Genomic DNA, 24,112 nt, shown 5'->3' with positions numbered 1-24,112 from the left:
CTTATCCTCGTAAGAAGGCGTATGCGCTGGTAGCCGCTATGGCTCCGTCCGAAACGGCAGTCACAACCTGGCGTAAACGCTTGGAACGGATATCGCCGGCAGCAAACAAGCCCGGCGTGCGCGTGGCCATCGAGTCGTCGGTAACGATACCGCCGTCAGGCGCCAGATCCACCAGATGCTGTACAAGCTCAGTATGGGGCTGTGTTCCGGCAAAGACAAAGATGCCAAACGAGCCAGGATCGAAGGACTCGGAATAGGTATCACCAGTGGCGTTGTCCTTAAACGTGATAGTTGTAGGCATGGCCTCGCCCGATAGCTCCACAATACTAGTTTGGTACCTAACAGAAATATTATCTTTAGAGAGCACCTTTTGAACCACGCCATCGGGAGCACGGAACTGATCGCGGCGCAAGACGATGGTCACGCTGCTGGCAATTTCTGATAAGAACAGGGCTTCCTCGCAGGCAGCATTACCGCCGCCAATGACAAAGACCTGTTTGCCACGAAAGAACATGCCGTCGCACGTGGCGCAATACGAAACGCCGCGACCGCGATACGTATCCTCGCCAACAAAACCAGCAGATCGCGGCGTGGCACCCATGCAAGCAATAACGCTTGAGGCCACCGTGTCGCCCGTATCGTGATGCACCGTAAACAGCGCCGCATCCGCATCGTAATCGATACCAGTCACCATGCTCCATACGACCTGCGCACCCAGGCCCTCTGCATGCTGCTGAAAACGCTCGCCGAGTTCGGCACCGCTCAAGAGCGGAATGCCCGGATAGTTTTCGACCTCATTGGTTGTGGCGATCTGTCCTCCCGACATGCCTTGCTCAATCACGGTCGTCGTTAGGTTGGAGCGCGACGCATAAATGGCTGCAGCATAGCCCGCTGGGCCGCCGCCGATAATCGCAACATCGATCGGCTGATTGGTAGTCATGGAGTGTCCTCTCATCGAAACATTGGCGTTCTTTGCGCTCATACCCAAATTTAGGAGAACATGACAGTCATGCACTACAATGATTCTTTGCGAAACAACGATGAAGGGGAGTTATCGATGGATCAAACGCAGATGGGCAATGACGCTCCCCTGCCCACGCAAAGCGCCCCTCAATCGGAACAATTGAAGCCGTCACCCGGACAAAAGCCCTTAGTGACCATTGTCCACGCATCGGTTGGTTCGGGACACAAAGCGGCAGCAAACGCTATCGCACAAGCATTCGAGCTTATACGCGGCACCAAGGGCATACCGCAGGATGTCGAGATTGAGGTCTTGGATATCCTCGATTTTGGACGCATAAAATTCGACGGCAACAAAACGGCCGCATCGTTTACCGGCGCCACACGCCCAATTTATGACTTGACCTGGCGATATACCCTTACCGGACACCTGCTTTGGGGCGGCGGCACGGCATGGTCGCGCATTATGTTTCCCGCATTTAACGAATACGTTCGCACTCGTAGGCCTATTGCCGTGGTCGCCACACATATCACGGCAGCCAACGTTGCGGTTGGTGCGCGCGTCATTACGGGCATCGACTATCCCGTCATTTGCGTGCCGACCGATTACGAAGTCGAGGGCTGGTGGCCCCATAAGGACACTGACTTATTCTGCGTGGCAAACGAGTTTATGGCCGAGACGCTCCGCCCACGCAAGGTTCCCGAGGCAAAGATTCGCATTACGGGCATCCCCATTCGCGCTGGATTTGACACGGATTACAATCGTGAGGAAGAACTCGAGAAGTTCAATCTCCCTATCGACAAGACCATTGTGCTGGTAATGGCCGGCGCCAGTTTGCCTCAACCGTACGTTCGCTTTCGCGCGGCGATGGACCACACCCTCCCCTTCCTCCGTAGCTTCGAGGATATGCACTTTGTCTTTTTGCCGGGCAAGGACACGGAATACGCCACGCGCCTGAAAACGCTCTTCGAAGCCATGAAACTCGAAAACGTCACGGTCCTTGACTATGTCGATGACATGGCAGCGCTCATGCACGGCTGCGATCTGGCAATTCTCAAATCGGGTGGACTCACTGTTACCGAATGCCTGTGTGCACACCTGCCGATGATTCTGCTGGGCAAGTCCTATGGCCAGGAAAAGGCCAACACCACCATGCTCACCGACTTGGGCGCCAGCATGCATGTCACCACCGCACGCGAGCTCATCGTGACGCTGCGCCATCTCCACGATCATCCCGAGTCGCTCAAGGCACTGCTCATCAATGGCGAAGTGCTACGCCGTCCACACGCGGCCGAGGACATCGCCATCGCAACCATGGAACTTGTAGGCAAGCCCCAAAAGCGCAAACGAGCCTTCTGCCGCTTCTACTGGGGCGATAAGCCTGCGCACATCCGCTAGCGTCTTAACGTCCGCTGCTCGGCGGGAGCCGCCCATATATCATTCCATGCTCAAACATTCTCGCTGCGCTGCGAAACTGCGCGTGGAACGATATATGGGCGGCTCCCGCCGAGCAGCTACGTTTACGTGCTAGCAGCTATGCCAGATTCCCCACCATTAGAATCTGCAAAGGCGAAACCGGAAAATTCAAATGTAGTAAGCCAATGCGACAAAGGGACTGTTCCTTTGTCGCATTGGCTTACTAGAATGTAAATATTTTTCAAGCGAGTAGCCGCCCGCCCGCCTCTCACACATATCGTTCCACGCGCAGTTTCGCAGCGAGCGAAGCGAAGCGAGAATGTTTGAGCATGGAATGATATGTGTGAGAGGCGGGCGGGAGGGATACGAGCGCCCCCGCGAGAATGTTTGAGCATGGGATGATATATAGGCGGGTCGGGCTGGTCAGCGGACAGTACGTAAACGACTAAGCGACGCCGCTAGAACCGAAACCGCCGGCTCCTCGGTCGGTTTCGTCTAGTTCGTCTACCTCCACGAGATTGACCGTGGGAACTTCTTGGATGACGAGTTGAGCGATTCGGTCACCCTTGTTGATCTGGATTTCATTGGATGGATCCAGGTTGATAAGGATGACTTTAAGCTCACCTCGATAGTGGGCGTCTATAAGACCGGGCGTGTTGACTATAGACAGACCCTGCTTAATAGCCAGGCCACTGCGAGGCTGAACGAAGCCAGCGTATCCATCGGGCAGCGCGATCGCAAGGCCAGTAGAGACCAAGCGTCGCTCGAAGGGCTTAAGGGTACAGTCCTCATTGGCACGGAGGTCCAAACCGGCATCTGTGGGATGGGCGTATTTGGGAAGCTCGATCGTAGGGTCGAGACGCTTAATGTTGACTGTAATGTTGGACATAAAATCACCTTAGCTTGTCGAGCTCTTGCAAAAACTCATCGATGTCTTTGAAATCGCGATAGACCGAGGCAAAGCGAATGTAGGCCACCTTGTCGATCTTGGCCAAGCGCTTAAGCACCATGTCGCCCAGGTCGTGGGACGTAACAGCCGTCAGCGTACGGGAACGCAGCTCCACCTCGATGTCATCGATGAGCTCATTGAGCTTTTTCGTGTCGATGTCGCGCTTAATCGTAGCGCGCATTAGGCCGACCAGCAGCTTATTGCGATCGAACCGCTGCCTTGACCCGTCAGATTTGATGACCTCGATGGGGTCTTCGCATCGCTCGAATGTTGTGAAGCGATAGTTGCACGAACAACATTCACGACGGCGTTTAATGGTGTTATTAGATTCCTGCATACGGGAATCGACAACACGGGTATGTGCATTGCCGCATCTGGGACAGCGCATGGTACCACCTCCAAAACGATAACAAGGGTACCATGTGCCGGAGTTTAAATCTTACGAACGCGCAGGAACTTTAAGAACGTCACCCGCATCGAGTGACCCATGCTCCAGATGATTGACACTGCGAATTATGTCAGAAGTCTCCTGCGTAGAAAGACCGTCAACAGAATGCTCCTGAGCAAGCGACCACAAGGAATCGCCAGACTGAACACGGACGGTCTCATAGGTAACGTTAGATGCCGACTCGGCATATGCGGCGTGACGAGCGCTGAAGATCGAGGTAGCAAGTACAAAGAAGAGCGTGAGCGCAACGGCCAGGGCGACAATCGTCGAGGCCTTCAGAGCAACGGGGGCCGAAGTCGTGGCGACGCACTGGCTGCGGACGGGCTTGCCAGGCAGTGTTTGAAAACCAGATCGGCCGCCTTTGACAACCGTGAAAGCCGGCGCCGCAGGCGTCTCGAGCTTAAGGGCGAGGTTTCCCTGGACCATATCCGTTGCATTCATCATGTTCTCCTCTCGCGTTTTTTGACGAGAACTGTTTTATCAAGCCGCGAGGACAAAAAAGTCTAGCGCGGGAACGAGTGTTCGGTTATTATTATCTTCGAACAGTTGTTCCTGTCAAGCAAACATAGAACATTTGTTTGGTTTAGGTAGAGAGGAATCCCTGATGGCTCGCAAAATTACCAAGCGACAGCAGCAGATTTACGACTTCATCAAGGAGTATCAGCAGGAAAAGGGCTATCCGCCCAGCGTGCGTGAGATGGCTTCGGCTGTGGGTCTTTCCTCCCCTAGCACCGTACATGCACATCTCTCCGCACTGGAAGCACGCGGCCTGCTCAAACGTGACGCCACCAAACCTCGTGCCCTAGAACTCTTTGACGAGGACGGAGCCTCCGTCTCCATCTCAAAGTCCGATGAGCCCGCGGCACCCCGCGGAACCGTATCGCTACCCCTCGTGGGCCGTGTCGCCGCAGGGATCCCCATCCTTGCCGAGCAGAATATCGAGGACACCTTTACCATCCCGACCGAGATCGCAACGGACCAGGGGTCTTTTATCCTCGAGGTCCACGGCAATTCGATGATTAACGTCGGTATCCTTAACGGCGACTATATCATCGTTCGCGAACAGAAGAGTGCCATGAATGGCGAGATCGTTGTGGCCATGATCGATGGCTCCGCAACGGTCAAAACGTTCTACAAGGAGCAGGGACGAGTTCGCTTGCAGCCCGAAAACGACACCATGGAGCCCATCTATGCGACAAATCCGACGATCCTGGGCAAGGTCGTTGGATTGATGCGCCGGTTCTCGTAATGCAAAACCGCATCACGGTCTTTGATACCATTCGCGGATTTACCATGCTGTCGATGGCAGGATTTCATGCTTGCTACGATCTTGCCTATCTTTATGGTTGGGATATGCCCTGGTTTACTCAGACCATCTTCCAAGACATCTGGCGTGCCAGCATCAGTTGGGTATTTTTGTTTATTGCCGGCTGGATGTGCACCCTCTCGCGCAACAACATCAAGCGTGCCGTCAAATATGCCGCTGCCGCTTTTGTCGTATGGGTCGCGACTACGCTCGTCTCAGTCGATGACTCGGTGAACTTCGGCATCATGTTCTGCATGGCGGCCTGCACCGCCATTGTCGCGCTCGCTCGTCCGGTGATCGTTAAAGTGCCGTCGGTATGGGGTATAGCAATTTGCCTCACACTTTTTACCCTTACCTGGAGCATTCCTAAAACGGTTTATCCTATCCCCTATTTAGCTTGGCTGGGTTTCCCAAGTCCAGACTTTGTCTCTGGTGATTACTATCCAGTCATACCATTCTTATTTATGTACCTTGCAGGCTTCTTTGCCGCCCACACGACTCAGGAAGCAAACTATGAGGCGCCGGGATGGGCCTATGCGAATCCCATCCCGGCGCTCGCAAGTCTCGGGCGCCATGCGCTGCCGTTCTACCTGCTTCATCAACCGGTTATCTTGGGTGTACTGGAGCTGATTTACTCTGTTCGATAACGCTCGAGACGCGGTGCGATACGGGCTGGAAGCTTTGCCACAATACGAACGCCGTCCTCGAGGTATTCCTCGTGCAGAAGGGTTCCCTGTTCGTGCACGAGCGTGATTAACGCGCCCTCTCGATACGGGATATCGGCCGAGAGCAACACGTCCGTAGCGGCCGCTTCACGAGCGATGCGATCGACTAAGTCATCAAGGCCCTCACCCGTCTGAGCCGAGAACAATACCGCCTCGGGATAGCGCCGGCGAAAGCTCAAGCGGTCGACGCTATCGAGCAGATCGATTTTATTGAACACGGTAAGCGTCAGGCGCTCACCGGCACCAATCTCGTCAAGGACACGATCAACCGCCTCAAGCTGACGCTCGTAATCCTCATCGGAAGCATCCACAACTTTAAGAACTAAATCGGCGCCGAGCACCTCGGAAAGCGTAGATTTAAACGCGTCGACCAGGCCATGGGGCAGCTTTTGAATAAAGCCAACGGTATCAGTGATCGTCATGCCACGGCCACCGGGTAAACGATACGAGCGCGTCGTAGGATCGAGCGTGGCAAACAGCTTATCCTGCGAAAGTACCGTGGATCCCGTCAATCGATTAAGCAACGTCGACTTACCGGCATTGGTGTAGCCAGCCAACGCTACGCGAAACGCCGGCGATTCAATACGGCTTTTCGATTGCACATCACGACGTTGTTCAACCTGTTTCAATTCGCGGCGAAGAGCTGCGATCTTATCGCGAATCAGGCGACGGTCGACCTCGAGCTGGCTTTCGCCCTGGCCAAAACGCGATCCAATGCCGCCACGCGTCTGTTCCTTAGCAAGGTGGCTCCACATACCTCGCAGACGGGGCAGCAGATACTGCAACTGAGCCAGCTGCACCTGTAAGCGACCCTCACGCGTCTGGGCATGCAGGCCAAAGATATCCAAAATCAACGCCGTACGGTCAATAATCTTGACCGGTTCGCCCACGGCTTTCTCAAGATAGGACTGCTGTGAAGGAGTCAAGTCGTCGTCGAAGATTACAACATCCGCATCCATACGATGCACCAAACCGCATAGCTCCTCGACCTTACCGGAGCCGATAAACGATTTGGGATAAGGTTTGACCAGACGCTGAGACAAGCGTGCCACGCATTGGGCTCCAGCAGTGTGAGCCAAGCGCTCGAGCTCGTCGAGCGAACGGTCGAGCGGCCAGGCGTTATCGCGCCACTCAACACCAACCAAGACGGCACGCTCAGGTTCAGGTGCCGTGGGAACCAAGGGAAAACGTGCCATTAGGCAGCCTCGATACGACGGTAGATATCATCGACGACCTCATCGATCGTAAACTCATCCATATCGAACCACACGATGCGATCGTCACGCTTAAACCAGGAAAGTTGGCGCTTGGCATAGCGACGTGAGCGCATCTTAATAAGCTCGCGGGCCTCATCCATGGTAATAGCGCCTCGCAAGGCATCAATAATCTCTTTGTAACCGATTGCCTGCATCGACGTGAGTGCATCACCCAGGCCCTGGTCCATAAGGCCACGGACCTCATCAACCAGCCCTTGCTCAAACATAAGGTCGACACGCAGGTTAATGCGCTCATACAGCACTTCACGGCTACGCGTCAGACCAAACCACAAGGCATGATAACGCTCACGTGGAACGCTGAATTTGGACTTCTGCTGGGCATACGACACACCGTCATCGTGCATCTCGAGCGCACGGATCACGCGACGCACGTTATGAGGATGAATCACGGCAGCCGATTCCGGATCACGCTCGGCAAGCAGGGCATGCATAGCTTTCTCGCCAATACGCTCGGCAAGCTCCTGATAACCCGTGCGACGTTCGTCCTCGAGCTCTCCCGAAGGAAAATCCATTTCATCGAGTGCAGCCTTAAGATACAAGCCCGTGCCGCCGCAAAAGACCGGAAGCCGTTGCTCACCAAGCAAACGCTCGATATGCGCCCGGGCATCAGACTGATAGAGCGCAGCAGAATACGCGACGCCCGGGTCCACGATATCGACAAGGCGCAGGGGCACCGAGCACTCCTCGGGCATCATCTTGGCCGTACCGATATCCATACCGCGATAGATCTGCATCGCGTCACACGATAACACTTCAGACGACAGACGAGAGGCCAGGCGGTCGGCAACATCACTCTTGCCGACCGCCGTCGGACCGACGATCGCTACGGCAGAAAGGTTTGTGCCGGGGGAAACCATTAGCGAGGCTCACCCACAACGGAGCCAGACAGATACCACGTCTTGGCGACATCCACATCGACGTCGACAATTTTGCCGATAAGCTGATCGATGCTATAGCCAGCGGGAATCGGCGCATGCACTGTCTGATTCTTAGGACTTTTACCAAGAAGGACAGCGTCGTTTTTCTTGCTCGTGCCCTCAATAAGCGCAGGCACCACGGTGTGAAGCTCGCCCTGGTTATACTCGTATGCCGTCGTCTCGATAACCTTAACCAGACGGTTAAAACGCTCAAGGATAACCTCATGCGGGGTGGGATCATAGATCTCAGCTGCCGGGGTACCGGCGCGCTTGGAGTAAATAAACGTGTAGGCCTGGGCATAGCGAACCGTCTCGGCAAGCGAGAGCGTCTGCTCAAAGTCTTCCTCGGTCTCGCCCGGGAAGCCCACAATGATGTCGGTCGAAAGCGCAATTTCGGGCATACGGTTACGAATGCGATCGACCAGCCCCAGATAATCCTCGCGCGTGTACCGACGATTCATCTCTTTAAGGATGCGCGTGGAACCCGACTGAACGGCTAGGTGAAGCTGCGGCATAACGGCAGGTGTCTCGGCCATAGCATCGATGGTCTCGGGAAGCAAATCCTTGGGGTGCGAAGAAGTAAAGAAGATACGCTCGACGCCCGTATCACCCACGGCGCGCAGCAGATCGGCAAAGCGCGGCTTGCCAAAGAGATCGCGACCGTAGGAGTTTACGTTTTGCCCCAGCAGCGTAATCTCGCGCACACCCTGACGCACCAGACCCGTCACCTCGTCGACAATCTCCTCGAAGGGGCGGCTCTTCTCGCGACCACGGACGTACGGCACGATGCAGTACGTGCAGAAGTTGTTGCAGCCCGTCATGATGGGCACCCATGCATGATACTGCGTCTCGCGATGCCACGGCATACTCATGGCGTCCGTATCTTCATGCTCATTCGTGCGGATATGGCGCTTGCCATCCATAAACGCCTCGGCGATAAGCTCCGCCACGTGCGCAATCGAATGCGTACCAAAAATAACGTTGACGTTATCGACGTTGGTGAGCAAGCCCTCGCCATCGCGCTGAGCGATGCAGCCACCCACGGCGACCACACGCTTGCCCGAAGGAGAAGGGGGAAGACTCTTGCAGGAATTGCACTGACCGTACAGGCGCGTATCGGCAGCCTCGCGCACACAGCACGTCATGAATACGACAATATCGGCATGCTCCGGATCGAGCGCCATAAGACAGCCATAGGAATCGAGCAAACCGCTCACGCGCTCGGAGTCGTGCTGATTCATCTGGCAGCCGAATGTGCGGATAAAATAGGTTTTACCGGCAAGAATATCGCGTACGAAACGCTGGTCCATGAGCTTACATCCTAACGATGATATCGACGGGGCACAAAGGTGCTACAAACGTGCGAAAACTCGCTTACGCAACAGGCTTAACGTCGTCCATGACGACATTGTCCATAGCAGCCCGATTAATCTGGTGAACGTAGATAGAGAGACGGATTGCCGTGCGAGACTCCCCGTTAATGAGGATGTCAGAGAACACCGGCGCACAAGAGACATCAAAGCCAGTCGGAATCAGAAAACCTCGCGCAATGGCAACGGCCTTTATGGCCTGGTTGACGGCGCCGGCACCGACGCACTGAATGTTGACGGGAACGCCATCTTTGACCATACCGGCAATGGCGCCGGCAACGGACGCGGGCGATGATTTGCTTGATACCTTCAGGCAATCCATGAAGAAACTCCTGCGTTTAAAAGTACGTTTTAACTGCAATAACTGTATCGTACCGAGCGGACTCGGTAAAGATGCTACTCCTCTTTGGCAAGATCGAACGTCACGGTGATGCGATCACGTGAAACGCGAATCTTAGGGTCGCCGCACAGATTGAGGTAATACCGGGCGGCGAGGTCATTGAAGTCGCGCTCAACAGCACGCGAAAACTGCGCCATGTCATCCTTGGCAATGCGAAGGCCTCGACGGTCCTTGGCAAGATCGACTGGAGCTGGCAAATGCGTGGTGGAATCGCGCTCGCGCAGCAGACGCGCACACACGCCGCGAACGGGCTTAATCTGTCCTGACAGAATACGGTGGGCAGTACGCTCGGACATCTCGAGACCCAGCCCGGAGCAAATCCGGATAAAATCCTCGGCATCCGAGGCAAGACCTAAACGATCGATAACCGGAAGCTCACACTCGTCATCGATAAAGAGCAGGCGTGACGTATCGAGACGACTGGAAGCCTGGGCATACAGGGTCGCAGCGATCTCGGACGGAGAGCCCAGATACACGTCGCAGTCGCGCAGCTCCTCAAGGGCAAACTCGCAGGCTGCGCGAATGATATTGTGAGGACCACGAGCGCATACATAGCGGCCGTCTTCGTCTTTAACCGCCTGAGGCCAGCTCGACTGGTCGGCGCGCTCAGCCAAGCGATCGGTATCAACGCACACCTTAAACGCTGAGCCCAAATCGACGCCCGATGTAACAACGCGTGCCTCATCGGTGTTCTGCTTGATAGAGAACAGCGCCATACCACGACCGTGAACACCCCAACGGTCCATCTTCATGCTCTCGAGCTTGGAGGTGACACGGGCATCAAAGATACGCTCCTGCATATCCTGCGGCACACCCGAACCGTTATCCAGGAAAAGGAGGGTACGAACACCCTCCTCCTTGGTCGTGGCTAGATAGACCTTATCGGCTCCGGCATCGCGAGCATTACGCAGCATCTCGATGACAATGTCCTCTACATGCTGAATGTCATGCTTGGCCTGACGGCGCTCGGCCTCCGAAACGCGGAGGCGGACATACCCCTCGCCAAGGTTTTCCTCGACGCGAAGGTTGCCCTCCCCCGACATCGACGCGATAAATGAGATGAGCTCGTTCGCGTCGTTCATGTTATTTAGCGATATCGACGGCACGGCTCTCGCGAATCACGACAACGCGCACCTGACCGGGATACTCCATCTCTTCCTCGATCTGATGGGCGATATCGTGCGCAAGCACCGTGGACTGGGCATCGGAAATCTTATCCGGCTGAACCATGACATGGACCTCGCGACCGGCCTGCATAGCATAGGTACGCTCGACGCCGTCATGAGAGTTGGCGATCTCCTCGAGCTTCTCAAGGCGCTTGATGTAGCTCTCGGCCGACTCGCGACGGGCGCCGGGACGAGAAGCGGAAACAGCATCGGCAGCCTGGACCAGAACGTCGAGCACCGTGTTGGGGTCGACATCGGCATGATGGGCCTCGATTGCGTGGACGATAACGGGCTTCTCGCCATAACGGCGGGCAAGCTCGGCGCCAATCACAGCATGCGGACCCTCAACGTCGTGGTCGATGGCCTTGCCCAGGTCATGCAGAAGACCCGCACGCTTGGCGGTCACAACATCCAGACCAAGCTCGGAGGCCATGATGCCGCACAGGTCGGAGACCTCAAGCGAGTGCTGTAGCACGTTCTGACCAAACGAGGTGCGGTAACGCAGAGCACCCAGGGTTTTGACGATCTCGGGATGCAGGTCGTGGATACCGGTATCGAAGGCGGCCTGCTCGCCGGCTTCGAGCACACGCTGCTGAACCAAGTCAGCGGCCTTGTGGTACATCTCCTCGATGCGGGCGGGGTGAATACGACCGTCGGCAATGAGGTTCTCGAGCGCCACGCGGGCGGTCTCACGACGGACCGGATCAAAGCTCGAAAGCACGACAGTCTCGGGGGTGTCGTCGATCACAAGGTTGACGCCGGAAACCTGCTCGAAAGTACGGATGTTACGACCCTCGCGACCGATGATGCGGCCCTTAAGGTCATCGGAGGGAATATGAACGGACGTGACGGTGACCTCGGCGGTATGGTCGGCAGCACAGCGCTGGATCGCCAGGGAGAGAATCTCCTGAGCGGTCTTGTGGCACTCGGCGCGGACCTGTTGCTCGGACTCACGGATAATGGTGGCCGCCTCATGGGTAACCTCGCCGCGGACCTTGTCGAGCAGCTCATTGTGAGCATCCTCGCGCGTAAGGTCGGCAATACGCTCGAGCTCGGAGGTCTGCTTGGCGCAAAGCTCCTCAAGTTCGCGAGAGCGCTTCTCGACCTGACCGGCCTGGCTGGACAGCTGATGCTCGCGCTTATCGAGCGCATCGTTGCGTCGGTCGAGCGATTCCTCGCGCTGCATCACGCGATTTTCGAGCGCGCGAATCTCGCTCTTACGCTGCTTGTCCTCAGCCTCGGCGGCCTGTTTGTTCTTGATGATCTCTTCCTTAGCCTCGAGCAGAGCCTCTTTTTTGAGGGTCTCGGCCTGACGCTTAGCATCACCGATCAGGGACTCTGCCTGCGCGTGTGCCGACTGAATCTTTTCTTCGGCCTCGTGAAGACTACCCTGCTTGGCGGTGCGCATGTAGGCAATGGCGACGATGGCACCCAAAACAATGCCAACGAGCGCTGCAATGATAAGCGGCATGCTCACTCCTTTTTATGGAATCGTTACACAACAAAGCGAACCGTCCATACGAACGGCTCGCGACATTTGAGTAATATGGGCGCAGCTTATGCGGGTCGGATACAGATAAACATATAAACAAACTCATCGCAGATGAGCACATATCACAATGCAAATGACAGTAATTATCCTACGTTGAACCGCAACAACTGTCAAATCAACGCACCCAGCACGGCGCCTATCGAGCGGTGAACGGCAGGAGCGTAACGTGCGCATGCTTAAACGTCGCATTTCTCGCTTAAGGCATCGAGGCGCGCCTTAACGGCATCCGCGGCAATGTGATAGGAAAAGCCCTTGCCCATCAAAAATCTGACGAGCTTTTCGAATGCACGTGCCTCGGGAACGCGACGCTTAGCGAGCAAAGCCGATGCGCGAGCCAAGTCGTCATCCTCGGCAAAATAAGCCTCGGGATACCCTGGAATCTCATCAAGTGCAACATGGCGACGCTTGAGTTCAGTCTCGATTTTGCGCTGTCCCCAACCACGACGCTTACGCTCCTCGATAAAGTACGAGCAAAAGCGGTTCTCATCTAAAAAACGATACTCGATGGCACGATTGACGGCAAAGTCGATCGCGGGCTGACGAAAGCCATAGCGCGCCAACTTATCGCGCACCTCGCCCGTAGCATGATCGCGACGCGAAAGCATCTCGGTCACCATGGTGAGCGCACATTTGCATTCGATAAGCTGTACCGCCTCGCGAAAGTCATCCCAGTCGCAGGGAAGATCGAGACGGTTCTGAACGTACACACGTGCCACACGCACGGGAATCCAAATGGATCGTTCAAAACCGCCCTCCAGATCGCAATCGATATGTGCACAGGGCTTTTTAGACGCATAACCGCTCGAGAACGAGGAGGCCGTCTTCTTATCCGGAAAAACGACCCTAGCCTCGGTCACCGTATACGACATGTCGCCATCCGTTACTCGTCGTCATCGTCGAGCATCGCGGAGCCATCGATGGCATACAGCTCGTCAAACTCCTCGGGGGCGGGCTGATCGGTCAACTCAACCTCGGAGGGGGCATCATCGTCATATTCAAGACCGCAGGCAAGGCGAACCTTGTGCTCGATCTCGTCGGCGCAATCGGGATGCTCGCGCAGGAACGTCTTAGCGGCCTCGCGACCGTTGCCGAGTTTGTCCTCACCATAGGCAAACCAAGACCCCATCTTTTTGCATATGCCGCACTCGACAGCCATATCCAGAATCGAGCCCTCTTTAGAAATGCCGGTGCCATACATGATGTCAAATTCGGCCGAGCGGAACGGAGCAGCCACCTTGTTCTTAACGACCTTGGCACGTACGCGATTGCCGATAACCTCGTCCTTGAGCTTGATGGTATCGATTTTGCGAATATCGATACGCACGGAAGAGAAAAACTTGAGTGCGCGGCCGCCTGTGGTGGTCTCGGGGTTGCCGAACATGACGCCGATCTTCTCGCGCAATTGGTTAATGAAGATGCAGGTTGTGTTGGACTTGGCAAGCGAGCCGGCGAGCTTGCGGAGCGCCTGACTCATCAAGCGAGCCTGCAGACCCACCGTCGTGTCACCGATCTCGCCCTCGATTTCGGCACGCGGAGTCAAAGCGGCAACAGAGTCGACGACGATGGCGTCGATGGCACCGGAACGCACAAGCATGTCAACGATCTCGAGCGCCTGTTCACCCGTATCGGGCTGGGAAATCAGCACCTCGTCGATATCGACGCCGATGCGCGCGGCGTAGGTGGGATCAAGCGCATGCTCAGCGTCGATAAAAGCCACGACACCGCCCATGGCCTGCGCCTCTGCAAGAATCTCGAGCGAAAGCGTTGTCTTACCGGAGGACTCGGGGCCATAAATCTCAACGATACGGCCGCGCGGCACGCCGCCGATACCCAAGGCGGCATCGAGCGCCAGAGAGCCCGTCGGAATAGCCTCGACCTCGAGCTCGGGACCGCCGTCGCCATACCTCATAATAGAACCCTGGCCGAACTTCTTCTCGATCTCGGCCTTGGTAGTGGCGATCATCTCGTCGCGCTCTTTACCCGTCGTGCGCGTATGAACGGTACGTACGGGACCTGAATTCTTGGCCATGAATAGCCCTCCTCTTAACAACCTGAATCGATGATAAACGAACGGCTGTTCGTGGTCAACCGTTCAGGTTCATCATATGCACCCGTCCATTCCAAAACCCGACCAAACGCCGACCAATCACCGACCAAACGCTTGACCATGCCAATCGCAAATACGAGTGTTCGTACAAATTAAAGACATGTGCCAGCGCAAGCGCATTCCTTGCCAAAGGTCCCTATCTCCACAATTAAGGGGCCCTAAGGCCCCTTAAAACACGTCTATTCCATGGAATTGAGCACGCGGACAATGCGTTCCAAAGCCTCAGCGACCGCATAGGCACGGACGCACGACCGATCACTATCGTAGTGACAGCGCGCAGACTCAACGACCGTCGCTCCCCCATCGGCCGCACGATACGCCCAGCCGATATAGAACGTGCCAGCGGGGTCTTGCTCGGTACCGCCGCCGGGCCCAGCGTAGCCCGTTGCGCTCACGGCGACATCGCTCTGATAGAGGTCCAGCGAGCCCGCGGCCATCTCACGCGCCGTCTGATGCGACACGGCGCTAAACCGATCGAGCGTTTCCTGCTCGACGCCGAGCACGCGATGTTTGATCTCATCGCAGTAGGTCACCGCACCGCCACGAAGCACCGCCGAGGCACCCGGGATATCGGCAATCGTCGAGGCGATCATGCCCGCCGTCAGCGACTCCGCCGTCGACACCGTCACGCCACGGGCACTCGCGCGCTCGACAATATCGCGCGCCAGCTCCTCGTTGTTTGCGGCGATCTGCAAATAAGGCTCCGTCATGCCCACCAGGACCTAGACCGAAAAGACGATCTTACGGCAGTTCCAGAAGTACTGGGCACCCGAGATAATGGTCAAAATGACAGCGATGACGTACAGGAAGCGCGACACCGAATAGACACCGAGCAGCAACGATGCCGGCCCCAGCTGAAGACCGGCCATCGCAAAGACGCACAGATAACCACAGATGGAGACCATCGTGGTCGCCGTCTTGTACTTGCCGAGCTTATCGGCGGCAACGACCACACCGGCAGCACTCGCGACCATGCGAAGTGCGCTCACCAACAGCTCGCGGAACAGGATAATGAACACGGACCACACGGTCACCGCGCCAAAATCCAAGAACAGCAGCAAGGCCGAGAACACCAGCAACTTGTCGGCGATGGGGTCCAAGAACTTGCCGAAATCGGTGATCTCGTTGCGTGAGCGCGCCAGATAGCCGTCGACCTTATCGGTGCACGACAGGATCACATACAGAATGAAGGCAGCGGCGGCGAGCGGGCCGTCGAAGGTGCTCCAGTCCGTACCGGCAACGCTCGCGTGAGACAGGGCCGAGACGATCATGAACACCGGAATAAAGACGATGCGAACGCACGTCACGATGTTGGCGGGCGTCCAAACGCTCGTCAGTTCCTTATTGCTCTCGTTTGCCACGACGCTCTCCTACTCCACAACATGGCCGATAAGCTCATAGCAGAAGCTATCGGTAAACTCGACGGTCAAAATATCGCCCACGGACGCCTCGCTGGCGTCCAGATGCACCGCGCCATCGGAATCGGGCGCCTGGAACCAGGCATGACCGATCAGCTCGGCGCCGTCCTCGGTCTCCTCGATACCGTCGACGATTACCTGGGCGCGCTCGCCCACATGGGCTGCCGTGGCGGCAAAACCCAGCGACTCGGCCAGATCCATGGCCTCTTGGGCGCGCTCGAGCTTGACCTCCTCATCGACCTGGCCCTCCATATTGGCGGCCAGGCTGCCCTCCTCCCGCGAGTAGGCAAAGACGCTCGTATAGTCAAAGCCGACGGTGTCCATAAAGTCGATAAGATCACGGAACTCGTCGTCGGTCTCGGTCGGAAAGCCGACCATGGCCGTGGAGCGAATCACGATGCCGGGAATACGATCACGGAGATCGCGGAACAGTTCCTCGAGCTCCTGACGCGAACCGGAGCGACGCATGGCCTTGAGGATGCGCGCGTCGCAGTGCTGCACGGGGATATCGATATACGGCAATACCTCGGGCGTATCGCGAATCGTCTCGATAAGCTCGTCGGTCATGCCCTCGGGCTGCAGATAGAGCACACGAACCCAGACGTTGTGCGGGCGTACAGCCTCGGCGACGGCGCGCAGCAGCTGCGCCAGATTGCGCGGTGAAGCCTCAGCGGCGTCCTCATCGGCAAAGTCGGTGCCCCAAATGCCCGTGTCCTGGCCGATCAGCACGATCTCGCGCACACCGCCGGCAACCAGGTCGCGCACCTCGGAGATAATGCTTTCGGCATTGCGCGAATGATAGCGACCGCGAATGTAGGGAATCATGCAGAAGCTGCAAAAACGATTGCAGCCATCGGAGATCTTGACGTAGGCGACAGCGCCCTCGACGGTACGCTTGACCTGCGGGATATAGGCAGCGATTTCACGCTCCACACCAAGAACGCCATCGATGACAGAGACGATACCGTCTTCCTCATCGGCCTTCACAAATGCCGCGACCTCGGGCAGCTCGTCGGGCAGGTCGTCGCCGTAACGAGACGGCACGCAACCGCACATGACAATGGGGCAGGAGCGAACGCCGTCCTGCACCTCGTTAGCGAGCTCGAGCGTGGTCTCGATGCTCTCAGACGTCGCCGAGGTAAGAAACGAGCACGTATTGACAATGGCGATATCGGCATCCTGAGGATCGAATGCCTCCTCGTAGCCCGCAGCGGCCAGCAGCGAACGCATGCGGTCGGTATCGACCTCGTTCTTGGCGCAGCCAAGCGTGATATAGAGTACGGAACCCAACGGAGTATCCATGTTGGAGAGCGGTCCTTTCGAGTAATTTAGCGGTAGTTGGTAAACTGCAGCGGCTGGCCGTAGTCCTGGTCGCGCAGGAACTGAATCACCGTCTGTAAAGCGTCCTTAGAAGCCGAGGAAACGCGCAGCTTATCGGCCTCGATGGTCACCTTGACCTTAAGCTTTTGATCCTTGATGTCTTTATTGATCTTCTTTGCGGTCGCCTGGTCGATGCCCTCGACGATATGACCGAGCACGCGCACGGTACCGCCCGAAGCCGCCTGCGGGGCGTCCCAAGAGACAGCCTTGAGGTCGATACCGCGCTTGATGAGCTTGGAGCTCAAAACATCGATGATCTGCTTGGAGACAAAATCGGCCGGAGCGTTAATCGTAAAGAGCTTGTCGCCCTTCGAAAGCTCGATGGTGGCGCCGGAGTCTTTAAGGTCATAGCGCTGGGAAATCTCGCGGGCGGTCTGCTGGAAGGCGTTATCGACCTCCTGCATGTTAACCTCGGACACAACGTCGAAGCTGGAATCTTTAGCCATGGTTCTTCCTTTCGGTACGGGGAGCCTTAGTAGCTGTCGTACGAATAGTCATCTGAATCGTTCACTGTCTGGCCGTCGGATGCCGTGTCGGTGCCGACGGTAGACTGGGCATCGGTGCCGTCGGCATTATCGGTACCGTCGGCATTATCGCCGTTCGCGGAGTCAGCGTTCTCCTTCTTAGGAACGGTAATGGTCACGCGCGCCACACCCGATGTCTTGGTGTCATAGCGAACCTTTTCACCATTCTTGGTGACCGTGACATCGGAGGGCTTGGACGTGGTGATCTCAATCGAGGACTCGGGCGTGTACTCCTGCTCAAAAGGACCGGTCGCTTGAGCGCCATAGACCGATTTACCGTCGACCTTGACCTCGATCCAGGCGGTCTTGCCCTTGGCAACAGAGACCTTGACCTTGGTGACCTCGTCCTCTTCCGTTTCCACCGTCGCCTTGGCGGCATCGGAACCGGCCGCATCCGTCGCCTCGTCGGCGTCTTCGTCCTCGTCAGTGGATTCGGTCTTCTTGGAAGAGTTCTTAGTCGTCGTCTTGGTAGCCACGGGTGTCTCGGGCGTCGACTCGGGTGCAGCAGAGCCGCAACCACGCAGGAGTACCACGATGAGCAAAATCAACAGTAGCACCACGGCACCGATGCCGACGTAAATAATGCGCGGATCGATCGTGTTGTATTGAGAGGCGCGCCCAACGCCGCGTCCGCGATTGGAGCTACCACGACCATTACCCTGCGGTATGCGGCCGCGACCGCTATCGGGACGACCACGATAGCTACTCTGGCGCTGCGAACCCCGCCGGCCCGGACGCGGCGCAAGCTCGCCACGGCCCTGATAGCCGCGCTGGCCAGAGCGAGGCGCCGAAGAGCGCTGCCCATAGGGCTGGGATTGCGAACGGAGGCGCGGCGTCACCTGCGTGGTATCGGCGTCGGAATAGCCATCGCGGGAACGCCCGGCGGATACTCCGCGATAGCTACGACCGGAGTATCCGCCGTCGCCGTAACCGGCGCGAGGATCGCGACTCAACCCGCGAGCGGCGGGAAGCGCACGGTCATCTGGCAGGGGCGTACTGCGAAAACGATCTCGCTGAGAACGAATTTCCTCGCTGGAGCCCGTCTCGGTGATATAGCCCGCCTGCGGAGGGCGCTGGCCGTACCGTGTCGTACGACCACCCTGAACCATCAAAAAACGACCGTTATCGACCGAAGAACGCGAGTTAACGTAGCCGGCAGCATCCTGAAAACGACCGCCCTGCTGCGAGGTATCGCGTTCATATGCCATGAGGTCGTCAAAATAAGCGTTGACGACCTCGCGCGGGTTAAGCCCCAAAAAGCGAGCGTAGCTCGAAATCATGCCCTGCGCATAGCCACGCGGGGGCATCGATGCAAAGTTACCAGTCTCGAAAAACTCGATGATCTGCGGCCTGATTTTGATGGTGTTGGCGACCTGCTGGATGGAAAGGCCCATCCGGCGACGCTGCTCGAGCAGCATGTCACCAAAGCGTGCAGCCATCAGAATCCTCCAAACTCACGATCTTCACGTACCATCTCGGCGTCGACAGACTCCAGCGCGGCGAGCCCTTCGTCATCCAGCAGGACCTCGCGCGGCTTGGAACCGTCGGGCGGGCCGACGACGCCCTTTTCTTCCAGCATGTCCATAATACGCCCGGCGCGCGCATAGCCAACCTTGAGGCGGCGTTGCAGGCCAGATGTGGAGCCCAGCTGCGATTCCACCACAATATGGGCGGCCTCCCAGATAAGCGGGTCATCATCCTGCGGCTCGGCAACGCCCGTGCGAACAATGCCGCCACCAGCCATGGACATGGAAGCAGGCGCCACGGCAGACAGAATCTCCTCGTGGTAGTCGGGCTCGCTTTGCGACTTAACGAACTCGACGATCTCGTTGATCTCATCATCCGAGACAAAACAGCCCTGGATACGGCGGGGCTTGCCCCAGTCGACCTTGGAGAACAGCATGTCGCCCAAACCGGTGAGCTTTTCGGCGCCCATCTGGTCGATAATGACGCGGGAATCGATGCCCGTGGCCACGTTAAAGGCGATACGATTGGTGATGTTGGCCTTAATGAGGCCCGTCACCACGTTGGAGCTGGGGCGCTGCGTAGCCACGATAAGGTGAATACCGGCGGCACGGCCCAGCTGGGCGATACGAACGATCGAGGCCTCGACATCCTTGCCGGCAACCATCATCAGGTCCGATAGCTCGTCGATGATAATGACCAGATAGGGCATCTTTTGCGGCGGGTTATCGTAGTGTTCGAACTCGCCGGCGGCCTGCTTTTCGTTATACGTCGAGATCTTGCGAACGTTGAGGCGCTCGAACACCTTCAGGCGACGCTCCATCTCGGAAACAGCCCATTGCAAGGCACTCGCAGCCTGCTTGGGTTCGGTCACCACGGGCACATAGAGATGGGGCAGGCCGTTATAGCCGGCAAGCTCAACGCGCTTGGGGTCGACCATGATCAAGCGAACGTCCTCGGGAAGCGCGCGCATGAGCAGGGTCGTGATGATGGAGTTGATCATGACCGACTTACCGGAACCGGTGGTACCGGCAATAAGCAGGTGGGGCATCTTGGCGAGGTCGGCGACAACCGGCGTACCCTCGGCATCGCGGCCGATGGCCAGCTCGAGCGGACCGCCCTTCACATAGGGAAGCACGTCGCCCAGGTTAACGTTCTGGCGCTTGCGATTGGGAATCTCGATACCCACAAGCGAGGTGCCGGGAATCGGCGCAAAGATACGCACCGACTGGGCGGCAAGCGAAAGCGCGATATCGTCCTCGAGGCTCGAAATCTTGCTCACGCGCTCGCCCTCGCCGGGCTGCAGCTTAAAGGTCGTCACCGTGGGACCGGCAATCCAGCCGACGACGCGAGCGCTACGGCCAAACTCCAGCAACGTGGACTGCAGCGACTCGGCCGTCTGCTCCAACTCCTTGTCAGAAGACGCGGCGGACGCCGACTGCGGGTTGGCGTGCAGGATTTCGAGCGGCGGGAGTTTGAGGCCATCCTCTTGCTCGCCCTCGACATCGGCAGCAGTGCCGTCAGCTCCCCCATCGCCGGCTGCAACAGGAGCAGCGGAAGCCGTTGGGGTGGAGGCGTCGGCAACCTTGGGATGCTTCAGGAAATCGGGGATCTGCGGGGCAGCAGACACGGGGTTCACGGCAAACGGCGGCTCGGACTCGTCGACCTTGTCCGGGTCGTCTTCCATCGAAAGCTGTCCGGTGACCTGTCCTCGCCTGTCTTGGCGACGTGGCAGCAAAGTTGTCTTGGCGGTCTCGAGCGGACACTCGTCATCCTCGTCATCGCCCGCGGTGAGTTCGATTTCGCTATCGGACCAAGACGGGTCGGGCTCACTCGTGTTGAGCTTGGGCGCGGCCTTGCCCTTGTTGGCATGGCGACGCGGCAGCAGCGTGGTCTTGGCGCGCTCGGCCTCCACAGCCTCGGACACGTCGACAAACGGATCATCGTCCTCGTCATCATCGTCCAGAACAGGGTCCGCGTCATTGCCCATGACCGTGGTCACGGCCATATCGGAGCCCTTCTGACGAAGAATGCTCAGGTGCGGACGGGCGACGCCGGGAACCGACAGGGCCTCTTCGTCGCCCCACGGGCTCGCATTGACATCGGCACGACGGCGCTCGGCAAAATCGGCAGCGCGATCGCGCGCAGAGCGCAAAACGCCACCCACCGAAAAGCCGATGATAACAAAGCCAACGACGGCCAAACCCAACAGGACCACCATCGCGATAGGTTTACCCAGGGCATTCTGCAGCGCACTCGCAATAAACGCACCGATGTAGCCGCCCGAAGCGGACAGGTTTTGCGGCACAAACATGAGGTCGCACGAATCGCTCGTGCCCGGCACCATCAACGAAAGAATGGAGACGACGGCGATAAAGACAACGGCGCCACCCGCGACCGAGCGAATGTTGAGCGGCGAGTCCTCACCCAAAAAGAGCGTGGCGGCAAACAGCAAAATGACGATCGGCAGCACGTAGGCGCCCAGGCCAAAGCCAAGATGGTAGAAACCGGCAACCACTGCCGTCACGGGTGCCGTTGCCGGAGAAATCACGGCAATGAAAGACGCAATCGCCAAAACGGCAATAACCACGCCGGCGATATCGCGGTTGGCCGAAGGCTCGACCAGGGGCTCAACATCGTCGAACTCGGCCTCGTGGCCCTTATTGGCACGAAGATGGGAACCGGCACCCTTAGCAGATGCCGGTTGGTTGTTGGCTTTATTGCCTTTGGCGTTTTGTGCAGATCCGCGCGCCAAACTAAACCTCCATGACGACCGGGATGATCATCGGACGGGTGCGCGTACGGCTCCAAATGAAGTTGGAGAGCGAATCGCGCACGGCCTTGCGAATGGCATCGGAGCCACTGCTCGTAAAGCTAAACTTGCCCTTCTCGATCGTCTTCATGATGGATGCGGAGGCATCCTCGGAGAACTGATCGTCGATGGCAAATGAAACGCCACGGCCCGAGAACTCAATAGCCTCGATCTTCTTATGCTTGAGCGAAACGATGGCGACGGCTGTGACCATACCGTCATTGGCGAGCTTCTGACGATCGCGCAGGACGATGGGGTCGGTATCACCGATGCGCAGGCCGTCGACGTAGACGACGCCGGACTCGACGGGCGTGCCGCGCTTGACAATACCACCGCGCATCTCGAGCGTGTCGCCGTTATCGAGGATAAAGATGTGATCATCCTTAATACCCATCTTACGGGCAAGCTGGGCATGGGCACGCAGGTGCACGGCCTCGCCGTGAACCGGCATAAAGTAGGTGGGCTTGGCCATGGCCATCAGAAGCTTGAGCTCCTCTTGGCTGCCGTGACCCGAGACATGGACGAGGGCGCGATTCTTATCCCACACGTCGCAGCCAAGCTTGGCCAGGCTGTTGACGACCTGCTGGACGGCCTTCTCGTTGCCGGGAACAGGGGTCGCCGAGAGGATGACGGTATCGCCCTCGTGGATGGAGAGCGTCTTGTGCTCGCCGTTGGCCATGCGGGACAGCGCCGACAGCGGCTCGCCCTGAGAGCCGGTGCACATGACGACGATCTTGTCGTCAGGCAGGTTATCGATATCGAAGGCATCGATGATATCGGCATCGTCGATGTTGAGGTAGCCCAGCTCGCGCGCCACGCGGGTGTTGGTGAGCATGGAACGTCCGGTCACGACGACCTTGCGGCCGCACTTGCGGGCGGCGTCGCAAATCTGCTGCAGGCGATGGATATGGCTCGAGAACGACGCGACGAACACGCGGCCCGGGGCATTCTTGATGGCGTGCAGCAAGTTGGGGCCGACTTCGGCCTCGGACTTGGTAAAGCCCGGAACCGTGGCGTTGGTGGAGTCGGAAAGCAACAGGTCGATGCCCTGCTTGGCAAAGCGACTGATGGCGGCATAATCGGGCGTGACGCCATCGATGGGCGTCTGGTCGAGCTTAAAGTCGCCCGTGTGCATAACGGTGCCCTGGTTGGTGCGAATGAATACGCCCAAAGCGCCCGGAATTGAGTGCGTCATAGAGAAGAAGTCGAGCGAAATGCCACCAAGATTGACATGGCTACCGCCCTTGACCTCGCGGAACTTGGGCGCGCGGATGCGGAACTCGGAAAGCTTGCCCTCGATGAAACCAAGCGTCAGCTTGCTCGAGAAGATGGGCACCTTGTTGTTGAGGTCCTGCAGCAGGTACGGAAGCGAACCGGTATGGTCCTCGTGGCCGTGGGTGACGATGATGCCGCGGAGCTTCTCCTCGTTCTCCAGAACATAGGTGTAGTCGGGGAGCACCAAATCGATACCGGGCTGGGAGTCGTCGGGGAACATAAGGCCGGCGTCGACGAGCACCATGTCGTCGCCGCACTCGAAGACCGTCATATTCTTGCCGATGCCGTCAAGGCCTCCGAGCGGAATGATCTTCAAGGGAGATGATTTTTTAGCTGCCATAGGTTCGTGCGGTTTCCTTTCTTCGAAACGGGTCTGGAACAACCGACGGGGCGCTTCTGGCAAACCGACCGCCGGGAACGTACAAACATGCATCACGGAGTCGATGCAGTAACCGCATTATGATACCCATTTGCCCACCAACAGACCACCCATGCATCAAAGCCCCATCCAAACCGGTCTATCCCGCCGGGGGGGGGGGGGGGGGGGGGGGGGGGGGGGGGGGGGGGGGGGGGGGGGGGGGGGGGGGGGGGGGGGGGGGGGGGGGGGCGGGGGGGGGGGGGGTGGCTGGGCGGGGGCGCTGATTC

At 57.7% G+C, this 24,112-nt stretch carries 22 protein-coding genes; 3 read left to right on the top strand and 19 right to left on the bottom strand.

Features of this window, described 5'->3' with window-relative positions; genetic code table 11:
- Position 1: 1 nt before the first annotated feature.
- Positions 2-940, bottom strand: a complete 939-nt coding sequence (locus ACTNBY_RS04540; RefSeq protein WP_441063551.1) for an NAD(P)/FAD-dependent oxidoreductase — start codon at positions 938-940, stop codon at positions 2-4.
- 117 nt (positions 941-1,057) lie between these two features.
- Between ACTNBY_RS04540 and ACTNBY_RS04535 the strand changes: the two genes are divergently transcribed.
- Positions 1,058-2,359, top strand: a complete 1,302-nt coding sequence (locus ACTNBY_RS04535) for an MGDG synthase family glycosyltransferase (RefSeq protein WP_441063550.1) — start codon at positions 1,058-1,060, stop codon at positions 2,357-2,359.
- 463 nt (positions 2,360-2,822) lie between these two features.
- On the opposite strand, the gene dut is transcribed toward ACTNBY_RS04535, so the two are convergent.
- Genes dut through ACTNBY_RS04520 form a run of 3 tightly spaced genes read right to left on the bottom strand, consistent with a single transcriptional unit; the run spans position 2,823 to position 4,215 of the window.
- Positions 2,823-3,266 carry a dUTP diphosphatase gene (gene dut, locus ACTNBY_RS04530; RefSeq protein WP_427717456.1) on the bottom strand — a complete coding sequence of 148 codons (444 nt, stop codon included), beginning with the start codon at positions 3,264-3,266 and terminating at the stop codon, positions 2,823-2,825.
- A 4-nt stretch (positions 3,267-3,270) separates the two neighbouring features.
- Positions 3,271-3,714, bottom strand: a complete 444-nt coding sequence (gene nrdR, locus ACTNBY_RS04525; RefSeq protein WP_427717459.1) for a transcriptional regulator NrdR — start codon at positions 3,712-3,714, stop codon at positions 3,271-3,273.
- Positions 3,715-3,765: 51 nt separating this feature from the next.
- Positions 3,766-4,215, bottom strand: coding sequence for a LysM peptidoglycan-binding domain-containing protein (locus tag ACTNBY_RS04520; RefSeq protein ID WP_427717462.1), 450 nt, complete (start codon positions 4,213-4,215; stop codon positions 3,766-3,768).
- 163 nt (positions 4,216-4,378) lie between these two features.
- Between ACTNBY_RS04520 and lexA the strand changes: the two genes are divergently transcribed.
- Positions 4,379-5,023, top strand: coding sequence for a transcriptional repressor LexA (lexA, locus tag ACTNBY_RS04515; RefSeq protein WP_427794759.1), 645 nt, complete (start codon positions 4,379-4,381; stop codon positions 5,021-5,023).
- Entirely contained in the window at positions 5,023-5,727 is a 705-nt protein-coding gene (locus tag ACTNBY_RS04510; protein ID WP_427748033.1) for a heparan-alpha-glucosaminide N-acetyltransferase, read from the top strand. Before lexA ends, ACTNBY_RS04510 begins: the two co-directional genes overlap by 1 nt.
- Here ACTNBY_RS04510 and hflX read toward each other — a convergent pair.
- The 15 genes from hflX to ACTNBY_RS04435 form a co-directional block, all read right to left on the bottom strand.
- A complete protein-coding gene (gene hflX / locus ACTNBY_RS04505) occupies positions 5,712-7,001 on the bottom strand; it encodes a GTPase HflX (RefSeq protein ID WP_427748031.1) in 1,290 nt (429 codons plus the stop codon). The two genes, ACTNBY_RS04510 and hflX, sit on opposite strands and share 16 nt — an antisense overlap.
- Positions 7,001-7,939, bottom strand: a complete 939-nt coding sequence (gene miaA, locus ACTNBY_RS04500) for a tRNA (adenosine(37)-N6)-dimethylallyltransferase MiaA (protein WP_441063549.1) — start codon at positions 7,937-7,939, stop codon at positions 7,001-7,003. The genes hflX and miaA overlap by 1 nt, the downstream gene beginning before the upstream one ends.
- Positions 7,939-9,309 (bottom strand): tRNA (N6-isopentenyl adenosine(37)-C2)-methylthiotransferase MiaB, encoded by a 1,371-nt coding sequence (miaB, locus tag ACTNBY_RS04495; protein WP_427717472.1) that lies wholly within the window; start codon positions 9,307-9,309, stop codon positions 7,939-7,941. Before miaB ends, miaA begins: the two co-directional genes overlap by 1 nt.
- A gap of 64 nt (positions 9,310-9,373) precedes the next feature.
- A complete protein-coding gene (locus ACTNBY_RS04490; protein WP_118079896.1) occupies positions 9,374-9,691 on the bottom strand; it encodes a stage V sporulation protein S in 318 nt (105 codons plus the stop codon).
- A 74-nt stretch (positions 9,692-9,765) separates the two neighbouring features.
- On the bottom strand, positions 9,766-10,851 hold the full coding sequence (locus tag ACTNBY_RS04485; RefSeq protein WP_441063548.1) for an ATP-binding protein: 1,086 nt from the start codon (positions 10,849-10,851) through the stop codon (positions 9,766-9,768).
- A gap of 1 nt (position 10,852) precedes the next feature.
- The gene (rny, locus tag ACTNBY_RS04480; protein WP_441063547.1) at positions 10,853-12,406 is read right to left on the bottom strand and encodes a ribonuclease Y; all 1,554 of its coding nucleotides are present in this window, start codon (positions 12,404-12,406) and stop codon (positions 10,853-10,855) included.
- Between the two features lie 257 nt (positions 12,407-12,663).
- Positions 12,664-13,356 (bottom strand): regulatory protein RecX, encoded by a 693-nt coding sequence (locus ACTNBY_RS04475; RefSeq protein ID WP_154516334.1) that lies wholly within the window; start codon positions 13,354-13,356, stop codon positions 12,664-12,666.
- An 11-nt stretch (positions 13,357-13,367) separates the two neighbouring features.
- Entirely contained in the window at positions 13,368-14,516 is a 1,149-nt protein-coding gene (gene recA / locus ACTNBY_RS04470; RefSeq protein WP_154516331.1) for a recombinase RecA, read from the bottom strand.
- Between the two features lie 257 nt (positions 14,517-14,773).
- The gene (locus ACTNBY_RS04465; protein ID WP_441063545.1) at positions 14,774-15,289 is read right to left on the bottom strand and encodes a CinA family protein; all 516 of its coding nucleotides are present in this window, start codon (positions 15,287-15,289) and stop codon (positions 14,774-14,776) included.
- A 27-nt stretch (positions 15,290-15,316) separates the two neighbouring features.
- Entirely contained in the window at positions 15,317-15,865 is a 549-nt protein-coding gene (gene pgsA, locus ACTNBY_RS04460; RefSeq protein WP_229770672.1) for a CDP-diacylglycerol--glycerol-3-phosphate 3-phosphatidyltransferase, read from the bottom strand.
- 99 nt (positions 15,866-15,964) lie between these two features.
- Positions 15,965-17,314 (bottom strand): 30S ribosomal protein S12 methylthiotransferase RimO, encoded by a 1,350-nt coding sequence (gene rimO, locus ACTNBY_RS04455; RefSeq protein ID WP_427748025.1) that lies wholly within the window; start codon positions 17,312-17,314, stop codon positions 15,965-15,967.
- Between the two features lie 26 nt (positions 17,315-17,340).
- Positions 17,341-17,838, bottom strand: coding sequence for a YajQ family cyclic di-GMP-binding protein (locus tag ACTNBY_RS04450; protein WP_118079877.1), 498 nt, complete (start codon positions 17,836-17,838; stop codon positions 17,341-17,343).
- Between the two features lie 26 nt (positions 17,839-17,864).
- The gene (locus tag ACTNBY_RS04445; protein ID WP_441063544.1) at positions 17,865-19,355 is read right to left on the bottom strand and encodes a RodZ domain-containing protein; all 1,491 of its coding nucleotides are present in this window, start codon (positions 19,353-19,355) and stop codon (positions 17,865-17,867) included.
- On the bottom strand, positions 19,355-22,135 hold the full coding sequence (locus tag ACTNBY_RS04440; RefSeq protein WP_441063543.1) for a DNA translocase FtsK 4TM domain-containing protein: 2,781 nt from the start codon (positions 22,133-22,135) through the stop codon (positions 19,355-19,357). Before ACTNBY_RS04440 ends, ACTNBY_RS04445 begins: the two co-directional genes overlap by 1 nt.
- A 1-nt stretch (position 22,136) precedes the next feature.
- A complete protein-coding gene (locus ACTNBY_RS04435; protein ID WP_117654800.1) occupies positions 22,137-23,807 on the bottom strand; it encodes a ribonuclease J in 1,671 nt (556 codons plus the stop codon).
- Positions 23,808-24,112: the final 305 nt, after the last annotated feature.

Source organism: Collinsella sp. HCP28S3_E12, from assembly GCF_052065595.1.
GTDB lineage: Bacteria > Actinomycetota > Coriobacteriia > Coriobacteriales > Coriobacteriaceae > Collinsella.
This window is presented reverse-complemented; position numbering and strand designations above follow the sequence as displayed.

What these genes read in the sequence shown, in the direction of transcription:
- ACTNBY_RS04540 (WP_441063551.1), bottom strand. Translation starts at nt 940, where the DNA reads ATGACTACCAATCAGCCGATCGATGTTGCGATTATCGGCGGCGGCCCA.
- ACTNBY_RS04535 (WP_441063550.1), top strand. Translation starts at nt 1,058, where the DNA reads ATGGATCAAACGCAGATGGGCAATGACGCTCCCCTGCCCACGCAAAGC.
- dut (WP_427717456.1), bottom strand. Translation starts at nt 3,266, where the DNA reads ATGTCCAACATTACAGTCAACATTAAGCGTCTCGACCCTACGATCGAG.
- nrdR (WP_427717459.1), bottom strand. Translation starts at nt 3,714, where the DNA reads ATGCGCTGTCCCAGATGCGGCAATGCACATACCCGTGTTGTCGATTCC.
- ACTNBY_RS04520 (WP_427717462.1), bottom strand. Translation starts at nt 4,215, where the DNA reads ATGAATGCAACGGATATGGTCCAGGGAAACCTCGCCCTTAAGCTCGAG.
- lexA (WP_427794759.1), top strand. Translation starts at nt 4,379, where the DNA reads ATGGCTCGCAAAATTACCAAGCGACAGCAGCAGATTTACGACTTCATC.
- ACTNBY_RS04510 (WP_427748033.1), top strand. Translation starts at nt 5,023, where the DNA reads ATGCAAAACCGCATCACGGTCTTTGATACCATTCGCGGATTTACCATG.
- hflX (WP_427748031.1), bottom strand. Translation starts at nt 7,001, where the DNA reads ATGGCACGTTTTCCCTTGGTTCCCACGGCACCTGAACCTGAGCGTGCC.
- miaA (WP_441063549.1), bottom strand. Translation starts at nt 7,939, where the DNA reads ATGGTTTCCCCCGGCACAAACCTTTCTGCCGTAGCGATCGTCGGTCCG.
- miaB (WP_427717472.1), bottom strand. Translation starts at nt 9,309, where the DNA reads ATGGACCAGCGTTTCGTACGCGATATTCTTGCCGGTAAAACCTATTTT.
- ACTNBY_RS04490 (WP_118079896.1), bottom strand. Translation starts at nt 9,691, where the DNA reads ATGGATTGCCTGAAGGTATCAAGCAAATCATCGCCCGCGTCCGTTGCC.
- ACTNBY_RS04485 (WP_441063548.1), bottom strand. Translation starts at nt 10,851, where the DNA reads ATGAACGACGCGAACGAGCTCATCTCATTTATCGCGTCGATGTCGGGG.
- rny (WP_441063547.1), bottom strand. Translation starts at nt 12,406, where the DNA reads ATGCCGCTTATCATTGCAGCGCTCGTTGGCATTGTTTTGGGTGCCATC.
- ACTNBY_RS04475 (WP_154516334.1), bottom strand. Translation starts at nt 13,356, where the DNA reads ATGTCGTATACGGTGACCGAGGCTAGGGTCGTTTTTCCGGATAAGAAG.
- recA (WP_154516331.1), bottom strand. Translation starts at nt 14,516, where the DNA reads ATGGCCAAGAATTCAGGTCCCGTACGTACCGTTCATACGCGCACGACG.
- pgsA (WP_229770672.1), bottom strand. Translation starts at nt 15,865, where the DNA reads ATGATCGTCTCGGCCCTGTCTCACGCGAGCGTTGCCGGTACGGACTGG.
- rimO (WP_427748025.1), bottom strand. Translation starts at nt 17,314, where the DNA reads ATGGATACTCCGTTGGGTTCCGTACTCTATATCACGCTTGGCTGCGCC.
- ACTNBY_RS04450 (WP_118079877.1), bottom strand. Translation starts at nt 17,838, where the DNA reads ATGGCTAAAGATTCCAGCTTCGACGTTGTGTCCGAGGTTAACATGCAG.
- ACTNBY_RS04445 (WP_441063544.1), bottom strand. Translation starts at nt 19,355, where the DNA reads ATGGCTGCACGCTTTGGTGACATGCTGCTCGAGCAGCGTCGCCGGATG.
- ACTNBY_RS04435 (WP_117654800.1), bottom strand. Translation starts at nt 23,807, where the DNA reads ATGGCAGCTAAAAAATCATCTCCCTTGAAGATCATTCCGCTCGGAGGC.